This is a genomic window from Streptomyces sp. CNT372 (genome assembly GCF_000377145.1).
This window is the reverse complement of record NZ_KB897779.1, coordinates 66,293-81,814: the sequence shown is the minus strand read 5'-3', so window position 1 is coordinate 81,814 and position 15,522 is coordinate 66,293. Positions and strand designations below refer to the sequence as shown.

Annotated in this window: 14 protein-coding genes and 1 tRNA gene; 7 read left to right on the top strand and 8 right to left on the bottom strand. The window is 73.5% G+C overall.

Annotated features, from left to right (window positions below; all coding sequences use genetic code 11):
• Window positions 1–140: 140 nt before the first annotated feature.
• Both C593_RS0108315 and C593_RS0108310 read right to left on the bottom strand, forming a co-directional pair.
• The gene (locus C593_RS0108315; protein WP_018846836.1) at window positions 141–2,672 is read right to left on the bottom strand and encodes an ABC transporter permease; all 2,532 of its coding nucleotides are present in this window, start codon (window positions 2,670–2,672) and stop codon (window positions 141–143) included.
• Window positions 2,673–2,848: 176 nt separating this feature from the next.
• Complete coding sequence (locus C593_RS0108310; protein WP_486591090.1) at window positions 2,849–3,661, bottom strand: ABC transporter ATP-binding protein; 813 nt, start codon at window positions 3,659–3,661, stop codon at window positions 2,849–2,851.
• A gap of 333 nt (window positions 3,662–3,994) precedes the next feature.
• Here C593_RS0108310 and C593_RS0108305 point away from each other — a divergent pair.
• The 3 genes from C593_RS0108305 (at window position 3,995) to C593_RS0108295 (ending at window position 5,722) form a co-directional block, all read left to right on the top strand.
• Window positions 3,995–4,080: transfer RNA gene (locus tag C593_RS0108305), tRNA-Leu, on the top strand.
• Between the two features lie 56 nt (window positions 4,081–4,136).
• A complete protein-coding gene (locus C593_RS0108300; RefSeq protein WP_018846834.1) occupies window positions 4,137–4,469 on the top strand; it encodes a MazG-like family protein in 333 nt (110 codons plus the stop codon).
• Between the two features lie 338 nt (window positions 4,470–4,807).
• Window positions 4,808–5,722, top strand: coding sequence for a Bax inhibitor-1/YccA family protein (locus C593_RS0108295; RefSeq protein ID WP_018846833.1), 915 nt, complete (start codon window positions 4,808–4,810; stop codon window positions 5,720–5,722).
• Between the two features lie 144 nt (window positions 5,723–5,866).
• Here C593_RS0108295 and C593_RS0108290 read toward each other — a convergent pair whose 3' ends face one another.
• The gene (locus C593_RS0108290) at window positions 5,867–6,097 is read right to left on the bottom strand and encodes a DUF4287 domain-containing protein (protein WP_018846832.1); all 231 of its coding nucleotides are present in this window, start codon (window positions 6,095–6,097) and stop codon (window positions 5,867–5,869) included.
• Window positions 6,098–6,196: 99 nt separating this feature from the next.
• On the opposite strand from C593_RS0108290, the gene C593_RS0108285 reads away from it, so the two are divergent.
• On the top strand, window positions 6,197–6,550 hold the full coding sequence (locus C593_RS0108285; protein ID WP_026277487.1) for a hypothetical protein: 354 nt from the start codon (window positions 6,197–6,199) through the stop codon (window positions 6,548–6,550).
• A gap of 52 nt (window positions 6,551–6,602) precedes the next feature.
• On the opposite strand, the gene C593_RS0108280 is transcribed toward C593_RS0108285, so the two are convergent.
• From C593_RS0108280 to C593_RS0108270, 3 genes are all read right to left on the bottom strand, one after another.
• Window positions 6,603–7,451 carry a hypothetical protein gene (locus C593_RS0108280; protein WP_018846830.1) on the bottom strand — a complete coding sequence of 283 codons (849 nt, stop codon included), beginning with the start codon at window positions 7,449–7,451 and terminating at the stop codon, window positions 6,603–6,605.
• 371 nt (window positions 7,452–7,822) lie between these two features.
• Window positions 7,823–9,043 (bottom strand): acetyl-CoA C-acetyltransferase, encoded by a 1,221-nt coding sequence (locus C593_RS0108275; RefSeq protein WP_018846829.1) that lies wholly within the window; start codon window positions 9,041–9,043, stop codon window positions 7,823–7,825.
• Window positions 9,044–9,362: 319 nt separating this feature from the next.
• Entirely contained in the window at window positions 9,363–10,388 is a 1,026-nt protein-coding gene (locus tag C593_RS0108270) for an SGNH/GDSL hydrolase family protein (RefSeq protein ID WP_018846828.1), read from the bottom strand.
• 151 nt (window positions 10,389–10,539) lie between these two features.
• Between C593_RS0108270 and C593_RS0108265 the strand changes: the two genes are divergently transcribed.
• Complete coding sequence (locus tag C593_RS0108265) at window positions 10,540–11,925, top strand: cystathionine beta-synthase (protein WP_018846827.1); 1,386 nt, start codon at window positions 10,540–10,542, stop codon at window positions 11,923–11,925.
• A 400-nt stretch (window positions 11,926–12,325) separates the two neighbouring features.
• Here the strand turns inward: C593_RS0108265 and C593_RS0108260 are convergent, their stop codons facing one another.
• Complete coding sequence (locus C593_RS0108260; protein ID WP_018846826.1) at window positions 12,326–12,757, bottom strand: hypothetical protein; 432 nt, start codon at window positions 12,755–12,757, stop codon at window positions 12,326–12,328.
• Between the two features lie 188 nt (window positions 12,758–12,945).
• Here C593_RS0108260 and C593_RS0108255 point away from each other — a divergent pair, with 188 nt between their 5' ends.
• Window positions 12,946–13,785, top strand: a complete 840-nt coding sequence (locus C593_RS0108255) for a MurR/RpiR family transcriptional regulator (RefSeq protein ID WP_018846825.1) — start codon at window positions 12,946–12,948, stop codon at window positions 13,783–13,785.
• A 689-nt stretch (window positions 13,786–14,474) separates the two neighbouring features.
• Window positions 14,475–15,044 (top strand): hypothetical protein, encoded by a 570-nt coding sequence (locus tag C593_RS0108250; RefSeq protein ID WP_018846824.1) that lies wholly within the window; start codon window positions 14,475–14,477, stop codon window positions 15,042–15,044.
• Window positions 15,045–15,055: 11 nt separating this feature from the next.
• Here C593_RS0108250 and C593_RS0108245 read toward each other — a convergent pair whose 3' ends face one another.
• Window positions 15,056–15,427, bottom strand: a complete 372-nt coding sequence (locus C593_RS0108245) for a hypothetical protein (RefSeq protein WP_018846823.1) — start codon at window positions 15,425–15,427, stop codon at window positions 15,056–15,058.
• Between the last annotated feature and the right edge of the window lie 95 nt (window positions 15,428–15,522).

Below are 15,522 nucleotides of genomic sequence, written 5' to 3'. Positions count from 1 at the left end.
CCCGACGGCGCCCCTGCCCCCGGCGCCGGGGGCTGCCCCGGCCGGTCCCGGCCGAACCGAGCCCGGGCCAGGGAAACGGCCGAGGGCCGGGCGCCCGCCCTGGGTGCCCGGCCCTCCGCCGTCCTCGCGTCCGCCGGACGCTACTCCGTCTTGATCGCCCGGAGCATGTTCAGCCGCGCCGCGCTCCGCGCCGGCCACAGCGAGGCGAGAACGCCCACCAGCCCGGCCAGCAGCAGGAAGACCGCGATCCGGCCCCACGGCAGGACCAGCTCGTACGCCGGGATGCTGTCCCGGATCGACTCGCCGATCGCCCAGCCGAGGAACGAGCCCAGCCCGATGCCGACCAGTGCGCCGAAGAGGGAGATCACCACCGCCTCCAGCCGCACCATCCGCTTGACGCGGCGCCGGTCCAGACCGATCGCGCGGAGCATGCCGATCTCCTGCTGCCGCTCGAAGACGGACATCGCCAGGGTGTTGACGACGCCCAGCACAGCGATGATCAGGGCCATCGCCAGCAGCGCGTACATGATGTTCAGCATCGTGTTGATCATGCCGCCGAACTGGTCGCGGATGTCCTGGTGGTCCATCACGCTGATCGCCGGGTTCTCACCGAGCGCGCTGATCAGGGACTTCTCGTTGGCCGCCGTCTGACCCCCGTCCGTCTTCACGAAGATCTCGCGGATGTACGGCTTGGTCTCGTGCTCCTTCACCACGGAGGTGTCCACGAGGACGGGGGAGAGGAACTCGGTGCCCTTGAAGACCGCGCCGACCTCCAGAGTGTCCTTCTTCTCGTCGTTGTAGACGACCGGCAGCCGGTCGCCGACCTTCCAGCCGTGCTTCTTCGCGGAGTCCTCGGCGACCGCGATCCGGCCCTTGGCGAGGGAGGCTGTGCTGCCGCTGACCACGTCGACGCGGAGCACCTTCTCGACGGCGCCCGGGGTGACGGCCGAGGCGGAGGCGAACTCGCCGTCCAGCTCGAAGTAGACGGCCTGCTGCGGGGAGACCGCCACGGCGCCGGGGGCCTTCTCCAGGGCGGTGACCGCGGACCGGTCCAGGTCGCCGCCGTTCGCCATGGTGACCATGTAGTCGGCCTTGATCTGGTCCGTGGTCGTCCTGTCGATCGCCTGCCCGACGGTCACACCGAGCACCGACAGGCCGGTGACCAGGGTCAGACCGATCGCCAGGGCGGAGGCGGTCGCGCCGGTGCGGCGCGGGTTGCGGACCGCGTTCAGGCCCGCCAGCTTGCCGGACACCCCGAACGGGCCCACCAGCAGCGGCCGCACCAGGGCGATGACCGGCCGGGACAGCAGCGGAATCAGGATGATCACACCGATGAGGGCGAAGAACGCGCCCGCCGCGATGTAGTAGCGGCCCGTCTCACCGGCCGTGCCGGCGCCCGCGACGATCCCGAAGGCGCCGAGGGCGGTGATCGCCGCGCCGACGGAGTTCCGCACCACCAGGGACTTGGTGGTGGCGGCCGCGTGGACGCTGCTCATCGCCGCAACCGGCGGGATCTTCGCGGCCCGGCGGCCGGGCAGCCACGCGGCCAGCATGGTGATCAGCACACCGACCGCGAGGGAGGCCACGACCGGCGTCGCCGAGAGGACCAGCGGCCCGGCCGGGATCTTCATGTCGAAGGCGTTCATACCGGAGCGCAGCCCCAGCGCCAGCCCGATGCCGAGGGCGAAGCCGGCGGTGGCGGCGACGAGTCCGACGAGCGCGGCCTCCAGCAGCACCGAGCGGGTGATCTGCCTGCGGGAGGCGCCCACGGCCCGCATCAGGGCCAGCTCCTTGGTGCGCTGGGCGACCAGCATGGTGAAGGTGTTGGAGATCAGGAAGACACCGACGAACAGGGCGATGCCGGCGAAGGCGAGCAGTACCTGGCTGAGCGTGCCGAGGCCCCGCTCGATGTCCCGGGCCTCCTGGTCGGCGAGCGCCTGACCGGTCTGGGCCTCGGCGTCCTCGGGGACCAGCGGCTCGACGGCGTCCAGGATCGCGCCGGCGTCCGCGCCGGGGGCGGCGGTGACGGTCAGGGTGCTGAAGTAGCCGGGCGTCAGGTACTGCTTCTGCGCGACGGGGGTGTCGAAGAGGACCAGGCTGCCGCCCGCGTTGACCGCGCCGTCCTTGGTGGTGAACACCCCGCTGAGGGTGTACTCCCGCACCGGCCCGTTGGTCGCGACGCGTACCCGGTCGCCGACCCGGTACTCGCCCTTGGCGGCCGAGTCCTTGTCCAGGGCGACCTGGTCGGCCCGCACGGGGCCGGAGCCCTCGGTGAAGGTGTAGGCCGGGTCCTTGCCGTCCTTGCCGGGGGCGAAGTTGGAGCCCTTGTTGGACCACCCGACGCCGATCAGCCTGCCGTCCGGGTCGGCGACGCCGGCGAAGCCGTCGACGCGGCCGTAGGCACTGGCGACGCCGTCCAGGCCGCGGATCTCGTCGACCGTCTTCTGGGAGAGGCCGGGCTCCTTGCCCGGCTCGTCCGCTCTCGCGTAGGAGGTCACGGCGACGGCCACGTCGTCGTAGCTCTTCGCGGACTGGTTGCGGAAGGCCTGGGAGAGGGTGTCGGTGAAGACCAGGGTGCCGGAGACGAAGGCGACGCCGAGCACCACGGCGAGCACGGTCATCAGCAGCCTGGCCTTGTGCGCGAGCACATTGCGCAGGGCGGTACGGAACATGGTGAGTCCTGGGGAGGGATGCCGGCGCAGGCCGGACAGGGCCCGTGGCGCGGTGGCCGCGGGTCCGACGACTGAGAGGGGTTCCTGGGGGCGGTGCCCGGCGGGAGGGGGAGCCGGTCACCGGGTGGCGGGCCGGGGCGCGCGGACGCGCCGGCCGGACGCCGGGGCGGCGCGTGTCAGCTGGTGCGGCCCTTGGCGTCGAAGTCCTTCATCCGGTCGAGGACGCCGTCCGCGGTCGGGTTCAGCATCTCGTCGACGATCCGGCCGTCGGCCAGGAAGACCACGCGGTCCGCGTAGGAGGCGGCGACCGGGTCGTGGGTGACCATCACCACGGTCTGGCCCAGTTCGCGCACGGAGTTGCGCAGGAAGCCGAGCACCTCGGCGCCCGAGCGGGAGTCCAGGTTCCCGGTGGGCTCGTCACCGAAGATGATCTCCGGGCGGGAGGCGAGGGCGCGGGCGACGGCGACGCGCTGCTGCTGGCCGCCGGAGAGCTCGGTCGGCCGGTGCCCGAGCCGGTCCCGCAGACCGACCATGTCGATGACCCGCTGCACCCACTCCGCGTCGGGCCTGCGGCCCGCGATGTCCATCGGGAGGGTGATGTTCTCCTTCGCGGTGAGCGTGGGCAGCAGGTTGAACGCCTGGAAGATGAAGCCGATCTTGTCCCGGCGGAGCTGGGTGAGCTGCTTGTCCTTGAGCGAGCCGAGCTCGGTCTCACCGATGCGCACCGAGCCCGAGCTGAAGCTGTCGAGACCGGCGACGCAGTGCATCAGCGTCGACTTTCCCGAGCCCGAGGGGCCCATGATCGCGGTGAACTCGGCCTGCTTGAAGTCCACGCTGACCCGGTCCAGGGCGACCACCTGGGTCTCGCCCTGTCCGTACACCTTGGACAGTTCCGTGGCGCGGGCGGCCACGACGGTGGCGCGGTGAGCGAGGGAGGTGGTGGTCACGGAAGTGCTCCTGTCGGGACGTGCTGAAGGGGACCGTTCCATCGTGTCCGCTCCGCTGCCCCGGATCGTCACTCCCGATGCCCCTTTCCGGGGCCCTCTGCGGTCGGACGGGACCCGCCCCGCCGTCATCCTCGGGTATGACGGCGTCCCTCCCACGGGCTCATCACGGCGCCGGATCCCGCGGGCGGCGCTTTTCCGTCAATCACCCGCCCCCGCCGACCCCCACCGGACGCCGCCCCTGCTCCGCACCGACCGGCCCCACCTGCCCTGACGGCCCCTCAGGAGCCCACCGTCCAGGGCAACATCGGGCCACGGACCCCGGGGGCGGATCGATCACCACCGATAGGGTCCTGTGCTGACGCCTACCGCGTGCACGCCCGGATGGTGGAATGCAGACACGGCGAGCTTAAACCTCGCTGCCCCTCGGGGGCGTGCCGGTTCGAGTCCGGCTCCGGGCACCACGCCGCGCAGGCGTGCGCGGGTCCGTGCGGAGCGCGGCCGGGCGGGAGAGGGCGCGATGGACGCGAGTACGTGGGCCGATGTGCGGCGGCTGGTGGAGTGGCTGGACGCGGAGGCCGTGCCGGTGTCCGGGGAGGCCGCGCGGCTGCTGCGGGTGATCAAGATCGGGGAGGAGTTCGGCGAGGTCGTCGAGGCGGTGCACGGGGCGATGGGCGCCAACCCGCGCAAGGGGGCGAGCCACACCTGGGAGGACGTGCACAGCGAGCTGTGCGACGTGATCGTCACCGCGATGGTCGCGCTGGCCTCGCTCACCCCGGACGCGCCGCGGGCCCTGGAGACGCGGCTGCGGGAGCTCGTCGCCCGCACCATCGCCCCGCCGGCCGCCCGCTGACGGCCGACGGGGGTTGCGCCTCGGACCGCCGGGAGGCCCGGCACCCGGGCCCGGCGCCTCCCAGGGCGCCCCCGCCGGGGCCCGGACGGCCCAACCGCGGCCCCCGGGCGCGGCGTGAACCCTCCTGTCACGAGGTCACAAGGTCACAAGGCCGCGAAGAGCCGCCCCTCCACGTCCGGGCGGGCCCCGGCCCGGCCCCGCGGTGCCCCCGGCAACGGCCCCCACCTGGCGGATCGGGCAACGATTGCCGAAAGATCCTCCCTGGGCACTAGAGTCATTCTTTTGCTCGCCCATTACTCTTGTGGCAAGGCCGCGCACGGTGGCCATGGAGGAGTGAGATGAGGAGCAGCAACCCGGTCTTCTCGCGACGGGGGTTCAGCCGCGACAACGGCTACGCCGGCTTCAACGCGCAGCAGCCGCAGGCCGGGGGCCCCGCCGCAGGAGCGAACCCGTACGCCCAGGGCGCGGGCGACCCGTACGCCCAGCCCAGCACCAACCCGTACGCGACGAACCCCTACGCCCCGTCGGCGGACACCCAGGCCGGCGCCCCGCAGGCCCCCGCCCGCCCGGGCGCGATGACGATCGACGACGTCGTCACCCGCACCGCGATGACGCTGGGCACGGTCGTGCTCACCGCGATCCTCTCGTGGGTGCTGCTGCCGGTCGACGAGGCCAACATCGGCCGGTCGTACGGCATCGCCATCGGCGCCGCGCTGGTCGCGATGGTGCTGGCGCTCGTGCAGGCGTTCAAGCGCAAGGCCTCGCCCGCGCTGATCCTGTCGTACGCCGCGTTCGAGGGCGTCTTCCTCGGCGTCATCTCCAGCGCCGTCTCCACGTACATCGCCAACGGCGTCGTCGCCCAGGCGGTGCTCGGCACGATGGCGGTCTTCGCCGGTGTGCTGATCGCGTACAAGATGCGCTGGATCCGCGTCACCCGCCGCTTCTACGGCTTCGTGATGGCGGCCGCGATGGGCTTCATCCTGCTGATGATGGTGAACCTGCTGTTCGCCGTCTTCGGCGGCGGTGACGGCCTCGGCTTCCGCAGCGGCGGCCTGGGCATCCTGTTCGGCGTCATCGGCATCATCCTCGGCGCCTGCTTCCTCGCCCTGGACTTCAAGCAGGTCGAGGACGGCATCACCTACGGCGCCCCGCGCGAGGAGTCCTGGCTGGCGGCCTTCGGCCTCACCCTGACCCTGGTGTGGATCTACCTGGAGATGCTGCGTCTGCTGTCGATCCTCCAGGGCGACGACTGACGCACCCTCCCGCTCCGCGCCCCGGCGCGGTGGCACAGCACAGCGAAGGGCCCGTCCGGCGACTGCCGGGCGGGCCCTTTCGCTTGCGGGTGCGGGTGCGGGTGCTTGTGCTTGTGCGAGGCGTGGGCGTTCGCGTGGCCGGGGCTACAGGAGCTTGCGCGCCGCGCGGCGCATGTCGTACTCGTGGATGATCGCCTTCGCGTGGCCGTAGGAGAGGTCGTGTTCGCCGCGGAGCCAGCTCACCTTCTCCTCGAAACGGAAGAGGGACGGGCCTTCCTCCACGGTGCGGAGCCAGTCGGAGATCTCACGACCGGTGCAAGCGGGGATGCGGGAGAGCAGGTTTCGATGGGTCTCTTCGGAGAATGCATGGGACATCGGCGCCTCCGGACGCATTGCGCGTGGTGCTCTTCCCGCCACCGTGCCCGAGTGTCCGGCCGTTGGCAACAGCCCCGAGAGGGCGCATAGGGTCGCGGAGTGCTCGATACGACGGAATTCACCGATGCGGTGGTGCGCTTCTCCGACCGGCTGCGGGCGGCTCCGCAGAGCCGGCTCCAGCGCGGCGCCGCGGCTGAAGGACTCGCCCTCGCCCGGGAACTGTCCCTGCGTGCGCAGCGTCTGGAGGCCCCGGGCGGGCCCGGCGGACGGGAGCCGCTGATCATGCCGGACGCGGGTGTGTTCGCGGTGGCCGACCAACTGCTGGTGGCGGGCCGGGATTTGGCCGAAGCGCTGCGGGCCGCCGACGCGGGGGCGGGCGGGGCCGACGTGGAGGAGCAGCTGCGTGCGGCCGTCTCCCTGGTGGAGTCGGCCGCGGGACGGGCGGGGGCCTGACGCGGAGACCCGGCGCCGGCGGCGCGCCGGCGGGCCCGCGGGGCCCGTGTGCTCAGTGGGACGCGATGACCCGGTCCGCGAGGATGTAGACGCTCTCCTCGCCGCAGGCGAAGGTCAGGGCGTAGGCGCCGGAGACACCGGACCCGCCCAGCAGGACCGGGGTGTCACCCGCGCGCAGGGCCTCGGCCAGCTGCTCGGCGGTCTCCCGGTGGCCGGGGGTCATGCAGAGGGTGGTGCCGTCGGCGAAGACGTACACGTCCAGGGTGCCCAGCGGGCCCGGGCGGACGTCGGTCAGCTCGGTGCCGGACTCGGCCAGCTCCTCCAGGCGCGCCACGGTGCGCTCGTGGTCGGTGACCACGGGGGTCTGCACGGGGACGAAGTCCGGGTGCGAGGGGTGGCGGCGGCGGGCGGCGGCCAGCTCGGGGGAGTCCTCCGCGAACTCGGCGGCCTCGGGCAGCTCGGCCATGTCGTCCAGCGCCTCGACGGCGTCCAGGTCCATGGCCTCCAGACCGGCGAAGTCGGCCTGGCGGGGCACGTAGAAGGCGGTGACCTCCTCGCTGATGCCGGTGAAGCCGGTCAGCCCGCCCAGCGGGGCGGAGTCGCCGGGGAAGCGGGCGGAGGCGTCTGCGGCGTCCCTGGCCTCCTGTGCCGCCCAGAACGCGCGCGCCTCGGCCAGCTCCCGCTCCCGCTCCTCGGCGAGCGCCTCGGCGACCGCCGCGCGTATCTCGGCGGTGTCGCTGGTGCGGGCCTGGGGGACGGACGCGGTGCGGCCGACGCCGTACGACGCGGCGAGTTCGGTGCGCAGCGCCGTGACCTGCTTGCGGAGCCCGTGGGCGGCGTGCAGGGCAGCGGCGCCCACGGCCGTGGCGGCGGCCGTGGTCAGCAGCAGGGCAAGAGACATGGCGCTCACTGACGTACTCCCGGTTTCACTCGATACCCCCGACTTCCTACCTCAGCTTGCGATGAGCCGGCGCGTTCTGTCAGTGCATTACGTCACGAAATGGACAGGACTTTTGGCCCCATGTTTAGCGGTGCAACCCTGTGACCTGCCAAAAGACCTCTCCCCCAGGAGACAGGTCACATCCTGGGGGAGATTGCGTCACGAACCGGGATCCCCGGCCGCGGCCGGGCCCTCCGCTACGGCTCGGCTCAGCCGCGCGTGCTGGTGGTCGCGCTGAGGTTCGCCACCGCTGCGGGCTGGGGGCACCCCCGGCCGGAGGGTGGGGGAGTGCCGCCCTCGTTCCTCGGGCGACCCCTACCCTCCGCTACGGCTCAGCTCAGCCGCTCGATGACCATGGCCATGCCCTGGCCGCCGCCCACGCACATCGTCTCCAGGCCGAACTGCTTGTCGTGGAACTGGAGGCTGTTGATGAGCGTGCCGGTGATCCGGGCGCCCGTCATGCCGAAGGGGTGGCCGACGGCGATCGCGCCGCCGTTCACGTTGACCTTGTCCAGGTCGAAGCCGAGGTCCCGGTACGAGGGGATGACCTGCGCGGCGAAGGCCTCGTTGATCTCGACCAGGTCGATGTCGGACGTGGTCAGCCCGGCCCGCCGGAGCGCCTGCTTCGACGCCTCGACCGGGCCCAGGCCCATGATCTCGGGGGAGAGGCCCGAGACGCCGGTGGAGACGATCCGGGCGAGCGGGGTCAGGCCCAGCTCGCGCGCCTTGGTGTCGCTCATGATGACGAGCGCGGCGGCGCCGTCGTTGAGCGGGCAGCAGTTGCCGGCGGTGACCAGGCCGTCGGGGCGGAAGACCGGCTTCAGGCCCTGGACACCCTCCAGGGTGACGCCCGCGCGGGGCCCGTCGTCCTTGCTCACGACCGTGCCGTCGGGCGTCGTGACCGGGGTGATCTCGCGCTCCCAGAAGCCGTTCTTGATGGCCTCCTCGGCGAGGTTCTGCGAGCGGACGCCGAACGTGTCCATGTCCTCGCGGGTGACGCCCTTCCAGCGAGCCAGGTTCTCGGCGGTCTGGCCCATCGCGATGTACGCGTCCGGGACGAGGCCGTCCTCGCGCGGGTCGTGCCAGGTCGAGCCCTCGGACTCGGCGACCGCGGCGGTGCGGGCCTCCGCCTCGGCGAAGAGCGGGTTGTGCGTGTCCGGCAGGCTGTCGGAGTTGCCCTTCACGAAGCGGGACACCATCTCGACGCCCGCCGAGATGAAGACGTCGCCCTCGCCGGCCTTGATGGCGTGCAGTGCCATCCGGGAGGTCTGGAGGGAGGAGGAGCAGTAGCGGGTGACCGTACAGCCCGGCAGGTGGTCCATGCCCATCTGCACGGCGACGATGCGGCCGAGGTTGTTGCCCTGCTCACCGCCGGGGAGGCCGCAGCCGAGCATCAGGTCGTCGATGTCGCGCGGGTCCAGCTCGGGCACCTTCGCCAGCGCGGCCTGGATGATCGTGGCGGTCAGGTCGTCCGGCCGCAGGTCCTTCAGGGACCCCTTGAAGGCCCGGCCGATGGGCGAGCGGGCAGCAGAGACGATCACGGCTTCGGGCATCACGGCTCCATGGGAAGTCAGGGCGGGCTGTCTGGGAAGTTACCGGTCCGTATGCCCGCGGTCACGGCGCGAGCCGTGTGATGCGGGCCTCTTTTCTAAGCGGGCGCTTGCTCAGTACGAGTGTGCCACGAGGGGGCGCTCGCGCGCCCGTAAACCGGGTCTCCGCCCGCCCAGGCCGGGCCACCCGCCCGGGTTCCGGCCCCAGCCGCGTCGGCCGGGTGGTGAGCGCGCCGCACCGTGCCGGGCGGGCTCGGTGGGGCCGGCCCCCAGGCCGGGCCGCCGGCGGCCAGCGCCGGGCGGCGCAGAGCGTCGTGCGCGGTCAGCGGGGGCCCGCGTGGTCCTGGGTGCGGGGCGGGTGGTCGGACGGGGTGGCGGCGGGGGTTTCCGGCCCGGATTCCGTCGCCGGGAGGCGACGGCGGCGGCGGTGCTTGAGGAGGGCCCAGGGGGCGCGGACGCCGCTGACCTCCGTGCCCGCCTCGGACACGGCCTCCGCCGCTGCCCGGGCCACCGGAAGGACGTCCTCGTCCCGGCCGGCGTCCAGGGTGTCCGTCTCCGGCCAGAGCCCGAGTGCCGCGCAGAGCGTGGGCAGCATCGCCATCGCCGCCGTCGCGTACCCCTCCGCGGACGGGTGGTAGTTGTCCGCGCCGAACATCTCGCGCGGGTTGGCCGCGAACTCCGGGCCCAGCAGGTCGCCGAGGGAGACCGTGCGCCCGCCCTGCTCGACCGCCACGATCGTCTGGGCCGCCGCGAGCTGCCGGCTCACCCGGCGGGCCAGCCAGCGCAGCGGCTGGTACACCGGCTCGATGGTGCCCAGGTCCGGACAGGTGCCCACGACCACCTCCGCCCCCGCCGTGCGCAGCCGCCGCACCGCCGCGGCCAGGTACCGCACGGACTGCGTGGGCGGCATCCGGTGGGTGACGTCGTTCGCCCCGATCATGATCACGGCCACGTCCGGGGTGCGGGTGCGGTCCGCGAGCAGCAGCGTGACCTGGCGTTCCAGATCGTCGGACTGTGCCCCCGGCAGCGCGATGTTGCGGACCTCCACCGGACGCTCCGCGACCGCCGCCAGTCCCGAGGCCAGCAGGGCGCCCGGGGTCTGGCCCGCGCGCCGCACCCCCTGCCCCGCCGCCGTGGAGTCGCCCAGGACGGCGAGGTGCAGCGGGTTCGCCCGGCCGAAGGAGAGCCCGTAGAGCCCGTTCCCCTTCGGCGGCACCGGCGCCGTCCCGCCGCCCACGGAGCGCTTCGCCAGCTGGACCTCCGCCAGCAGCACCCCCACGGCCGCCGCACCGACGAGCCCGATGCCGCCCCCGCCGTATGCCGCCCCCGCCGCGATGCGCCTGGCCACCCTCGCCCTCGACACAGCCAACCTCCTCGCGACCGCTGCGGGCCGCAGTCGTGCCCGTACAAGACGTAACTGCCCCGTACGGGCCGTCGCCCAATCACGTCCGCATCCGGCATACGCTGGCGGGACCATTACGGAGACCCCGGAGAACATTGTGCGCATCCACGACTCGATGATCAGTCTCGTCGGCGACACCCCGCTGGTGAAGCTGAACAACGTGACCGAAGGCATCTCGGCGACCGTCCTCGCCAAGGTCGAGTACTTCAACCCCGGCGGCTCGGTCAAGGACCGCATCGCGCTGCGGATGATCGAGGCCGCCGAGCAGAGCGGCGAGCTGAAGCCCGGCGGCACCATCGTCGAGCCGACCAGCGGGAACACCGGCGTCGGCCTGGCGATCGTGGCCCAGCAGAAGGGCTACAAGTGCATCTTCGTCTGCCCGGACAAGGTGTCCACGGACAAGATCAACGTGCTGCGCGCGTACGGCGCCGAGGTCGTGGTCTGCCCGACCGCCGTCGACCCCGAGCACCCCGACTCGTACTACAACGTCTCCGACCGCCTGGTCCGTGAGACCCCCGGGGCGTGGAAGCCGGACCAGTACTCCAACCCGAACAACCCGCGCTCGCACTACGAGACCACCGGCCCCGAGCTGTGGGAGCAGACCGAGGGGCGGATCACCCACTTCGTCGCGGGCGTGGGCACCGGCGGCACGATCTCCGGCACCGGCCGGTACCTGAAGGAGATCAGCGACGGGAAGGTCCGCATCGTCGGCGCCGACCCCGAGGGCTCCGTCTACTCCGGCGGCTCCGGCCGTCCGTACCTGGTCGAGGGCGTGGGCGAGGACTTCTGGCCGACCGCGTACGACGCGAACGTGACGGACGAGATCGTCGCCGTCTCGGACAAGGACTCCTTCCAGATGACCCGCCGCCTCGCCAAGGAGGAGGGCCTGCTCGTCGGCGGCTCCTGCGGCATGGCGGTCGTCGCCGCCCTGCGCGTGGCGCGCGAGCTGGGCCCGGACGACGTGGTCGTGGTGCTGCTGCCGGACAGCGGCCGCGGCTACCTCTCGAAGATCTTCAACGACGAGTGGATGGCCGACTACGGCTTCCTGGAGAGCGGCGGCGCCTCGGTCGCCGACGTGCTCCGCCACAAGGAGGGCGGCGCGCTGCCCAGCCTGGTGCACATGCACCCCGAGGAGACCGTCGGCCAGGCGATCGAGGTGCTGCGCGAGTACGGCGTCTCCCAGATGCCCATCGTGAAGCCGGGCGCGGGCCACCCGGACGTGATGGCCGCCGAGGTCATCGGCTCGGTCGTGGAGCGGGAGCTGCTGGACGCGCTGTTCACCCAGCGCGCCTCGCTGAACGACCCGCTGGAGAAGCACATGTCCGCGCCGCTGCCGCAGGTCGGCTCCGGCGAGCCGGTCGCGGACCTGATGTCGGTCCTCGGCGACGCGGCCGACGCCGCGATCGTGCTGGTCGAGGGCAAGCCGACCGGCGTGGTCAGCCGTCAGGACCTGCTCGCCTTCCTGGCCGGCGACGCCAAGTGAGGCGCGGGCCCGCGCGGCTGCCCCCACCCGGGCCCGCGCGGGCCGCGTCGGCCTTCGCCGAAAAGGTACGAGCGCGTCACGCCCGCGCAGCACCGGCTTAACACGCGTCCGGCACCTTGGTGGATGTCGGCAGGGGGACCGGGCAGGTGACCCGGCCGGCACGGACGGCGTCCAGGACTACGGAGCGGCTCCCGGACCTCCAGGACGCCCCGGACGCGGAGACCGGCCCTGACCCGGTCCGTGTCCCTCGCGGGGACCGCCGTCGTCCCGCCCCCCGGTCCGCCGGGGGTGCGGCGGTCCCCGCCGCACCCGTACGACGGTGGCGGGCGGATCCTTCGGAGATCCGCCCGCCACCGTCGCGTGTGTTGTCGTCGTCGCCGGGTTGCCGTTCCCGCGCGGCTCAGTCGTCCCGGCGGCCCTCCGGGCCCGAAGGGCCCCGCCCGCGCTGCCAGGGCCACCGGTGCGCCGCGTGTGCCGCGTTCACCCCCACGATGCCGAGCCAGGTCACCAGCAGCCCGGCCAGGTTCGCGTGGGCCGCGCCGATCGCGGAGAGCGGGACCGCCAGCACCAGGGTGACGATCGCGAAACCGAAGCGCTCCCCGAAGTCCGACCCGGACGAGCGGGCCGCCGGGCGCGCCCCGCCCCGTGCGACGACCATCTGCCGCTCGGCGAGCTGCCGGCGCACACGGCGGTCCACCGTGCTGTCGAGGCGCTGCTCGACCTTCTCCAGGAACGACTCGACCAGGGCCGCGTCGTACTCCTCGCCCAGCTCGCGGCGGGCGTTCAGGGTTGCGTCGAGCTCCTTCTTGAGCTCCGGGTCCCGGGCGTCCATGCCGCCCACGTTACGAGCACGGGCCCGCGCGCGTCAGTGGGGACAACCCCCGTCTTCCTCGGGGGGTTCCCGGCCGGGGCGCGGGGCGGGGTGTTCCGCTTGCCCGGCCTGTATATCGTCATGCAGAGTTCAGGGTGGCTGAATAGGCAGCAAGGCCCGGCGGCGGGGGTCGGACGAGGGGGCAGGACATGAGCGACAGCCCGGCCGCGCGGCTGCAGGTGCTCTTCGAGGGGCACCGGCTCACCCCGACCCAGCGGCGCATCGCGCACAGCATGGTCCGCAGGGCCGGTGACGTGCCCTTCCTGTCCAGTGTGGAGCTGGCGGAGCTCGCCGGGGTCAGCCAGCCGTCCGTGACACGGTTCGCCGTCGCCCTCGGCTTCGACGGCTATCCGGCGCTGCGCCGGCATCTGCGCGAGGTCGCCCCGCCGGAGACCGCCGTTCCCGACGAGGACGCGCCCAACGAGTACCAGCAGGCGGTGCAGGCCGAGATCGAGAACCTCCAGCACCTCGCGGCGATGCTCGCCGAACCCGAGCCGGTGGAGCGGGCCGGCCGGCTGCTCGCCACCTCCCGGCCGCTGCCCGTTCTCGGGCTGCGCGCCGCCTCCTCGCAGGCGCGCGGCTTCGCGTACTTCGCCGCCAAGGTGCACCCGGACGTACGGCTGCTGGACGAGGGCGGCTCGATGCTCGCCGACCGGATCGACAGCGCCCGGCGGGCCGGCGCGAGCGCGCTGCTCTGCTTCGCGCTGCCCCGCCACCCGCGCGAGGTCGTCGAGGCGCTGGAGTACGCGCGGGGCGCGGGGCTCACCGTGGTGACCGTCGCCGACTCGGCGTTCGCGCCGGTGGCCGCGCACAGCGACCTGCTGATCCCGGCCGCCGTCGGTACCGGGCTGGCCTTCGACACGGCCTGCGCGCCGATGCTGCTGGGCCGGGTGCTGCTGGAGGCGATGTGCGACGGGCTCCCGGACGCGCAGGCCCGTCTGGAGGACTTCGACGCGCAGGCGGCGGAGCGTGGGCTGTTCGTCGACTGAGGCGGGCGGAGGGGGCGGCCCGCTCGGGGCCGCGTAGGTGGGGCGGCGGGGCCGTCCGTCCCGGGGCCCCCGGGGCGCTGTGCCGCCGGAGACCGCCGGGCCGCGGTCCCCGCCCGTCGCCGGGAATCGCCGCCGATCGCCGGGGCTGCAGGTCGCCGGGTTCGCGCTCGTGGCGGGGTGCTGTCCGCCGGGGGCCGCCCGTCGGGGGGTCCTGTGCCGCCGGAGACCGCCGGGCCGCGGTCCCCGCCCGTGGCGGGGTGCTGTCCGCCGGGGGCCGCCCGTCGGGGGGCGCTGTGCCGCCGGAGACCGCCGGGCCGCGGTCCCCGCCCGTCGCCGGGAATCGCCGCCGATCGCCGGGGCTGCAGGTCGCCGGGTTCGCGCTCGTGGCGGGGTGCTGTCCGCCGGGGGCCGCCCGTCGGGGGGTCCTGTGCCGCCGGAGACCGCCGGACCGCCGCGCCCGCCCGTCGCGGGGGGACGTCGGCGCGGATTCTCAGCTTCCGCTCAGATTGCGCCGCTACCGTGCCCGCCCGGCACACCACCCTGCGGACGGACCCGGCGCGCGGCCGGGCGGAGGGAGCACCTGCATGGCACGGGCAGCACGGGCAGCACGGGCAGCACGCGCGGCGCGGACGGGCGGCGGAGCGCCGCGGAAGGCGGCGGGCACGCAGACGGGGGAGCGCGCGCGGCGCGTGCCCCGGGGTGAGCGCGGGGCGCAGTCCCTGGCGCGGGTGGCGGTGGCCGTACGCGCCTGCGCGGCCCCGCTGTGGTGGCTGGGCCTGCTCGCCGCCGCCCTCGGCACGGCCGTCCCCGGTCTCACCGGGCGGCGGATCGGGATCCTGGCGGGCGCCGTGCTGTTCCTGGTGACGGCCGTCGTCGTCGCCCTGGTGCGCCGGCGGCGCTATACGCAGCTCGCGGACCGCGCCGACCGGGCCGGCCGCCACGATCTGCTCCAGGACCGGCGGGTGACGCTGCGCCTGCGCCGCCGGGCCCGGCGCTGGTGGCTGCTGCTCGCGTTCCCGGCCGCCCTCGCCTCCTCGTTCGCCCTGCCCGCCGCGGGCGGTCTTGTGCTGGCCGGGGCCGGTGCGGGCCTGTGGGCGAAGGCGGTGTGGCTCGGCCGCCGCGAGCGGGACGGCGAGACCCTGCTGTGGGTGCGCACGGACTGGCTGACCGGCGGCCCCGGCGGCCGGGCGGTGAAGGGCTTCCGCACGACGGGGGTCGCGGCGGGCGACGCCGCGCCCGGTGGGGCGCGGCGTCGCTGAGGGCCGCCCGGTCAGACCTCCAGATCCGCCTCGATCCGCCGGAGTTGGTGCCGGGCCATGGCCAGGTTGGCCCGGTCCTTGTCGAGGGCGAGGTAGAGGAACAGGCCGTTGGAGTTGCGGCTCTTGAGGAGCCGGATCATGTGGTACTGGGTGTCGAGGGTGATCAGGATGTCCTCGATGTCCTCTTTCAGACCCAGGTGCTCCATGGTGCGCACCTTGGCGCGGACCACGTCGGTGTTGCCGGCGGCGGCGACGTTGAGGTCGAGTTCCTTGCCGCCGCCGATGGTGCCCAGCGCCATGCCGCTGGTGTAGTCGACGAGCGCGGCGCCGACGGCGCCCTCGATCGTCATCGCTTCCTTGAGTGCGGTTTCGGTATTGGCCATGACAGGCGCACTTTCCTTCCGTGTGGTTCTGGTGCTGCCGGTGGTCTTCGGTGTGCGTGGGGTCTTGGGGGGTGCGGGACGTGCGGGACGTGCCG

Coding starts and splice junctions, on each gene's coding strand:
- C593_RS0108255 (WP_018846825.1), top strand. CDS start 12,946: ATGAGCGACAGCCCGGCCGCGCGGCTGCAGGTGCTCTTCGAGGGGCAC.
- C593_RS0108295 (WP_018846833.1), top strand. CDS start 4,808: ATGAGGAGCAGCAACCCGGTCTTCTCGCGACGGGGGTTCAGCCGCGAC.
- C593_RS0108260 (WP_018846826.1), bottom strand. CDS start 12,757: ATGGACGCCCGGGACCCGGAGCTCAAGAAGGAGCTCGACGCAACCCTG.
- C593_RS0108275 (WP_018846829.1), bottom strand. CDS start 9,043: ATGCCCGAAGCCGTGATCGTCTCTGCTGCCCGCTCGCCCATCGGCCGG.
- C593_RS0108245 (WP_018846823.1), bottom strand. CDS start 15,427: ATGGCCAATACCGAAACCGCACTCAAGGAAGCGATGACGATCGAGGGC.
- C593_RS0108290 (WP_018846832.1), bottom strand. CDS start 6,097: ATGTCCCATGCATTCTCCGAAGAGACCCATCGAAACCTGCTCTCCCGC.
- C593_RS0108280 (WP_018846830.1), bottom strand. CDS start 7,451: ATGTCTCTTGCCCTGCTGCTGACCACGGCCGCCGCCACGGCCGTGGGC.
- C593_RS0108300 (WP_018846834.1), top strand. CDS start 4,137: ATGGACGCGAGTACGTGGGCCGATGTGCGGCGGCTGGTGGAGTGGCTG.
- C593_RS0108315 (WP_018846836.1), bottom strand. CDS start 2,672: ATGTTCCGTACCGCCCTGCGCAATGTGCTCGCGCACAAGGCCAGGCTG.
- C593_RS0108310 (WP_486591090.1), bottom strand. CDS start 3,661: ATGGAACGGTCCCCTTCAGCACGTCCCGACAGGAGCACTTCCGTGACC.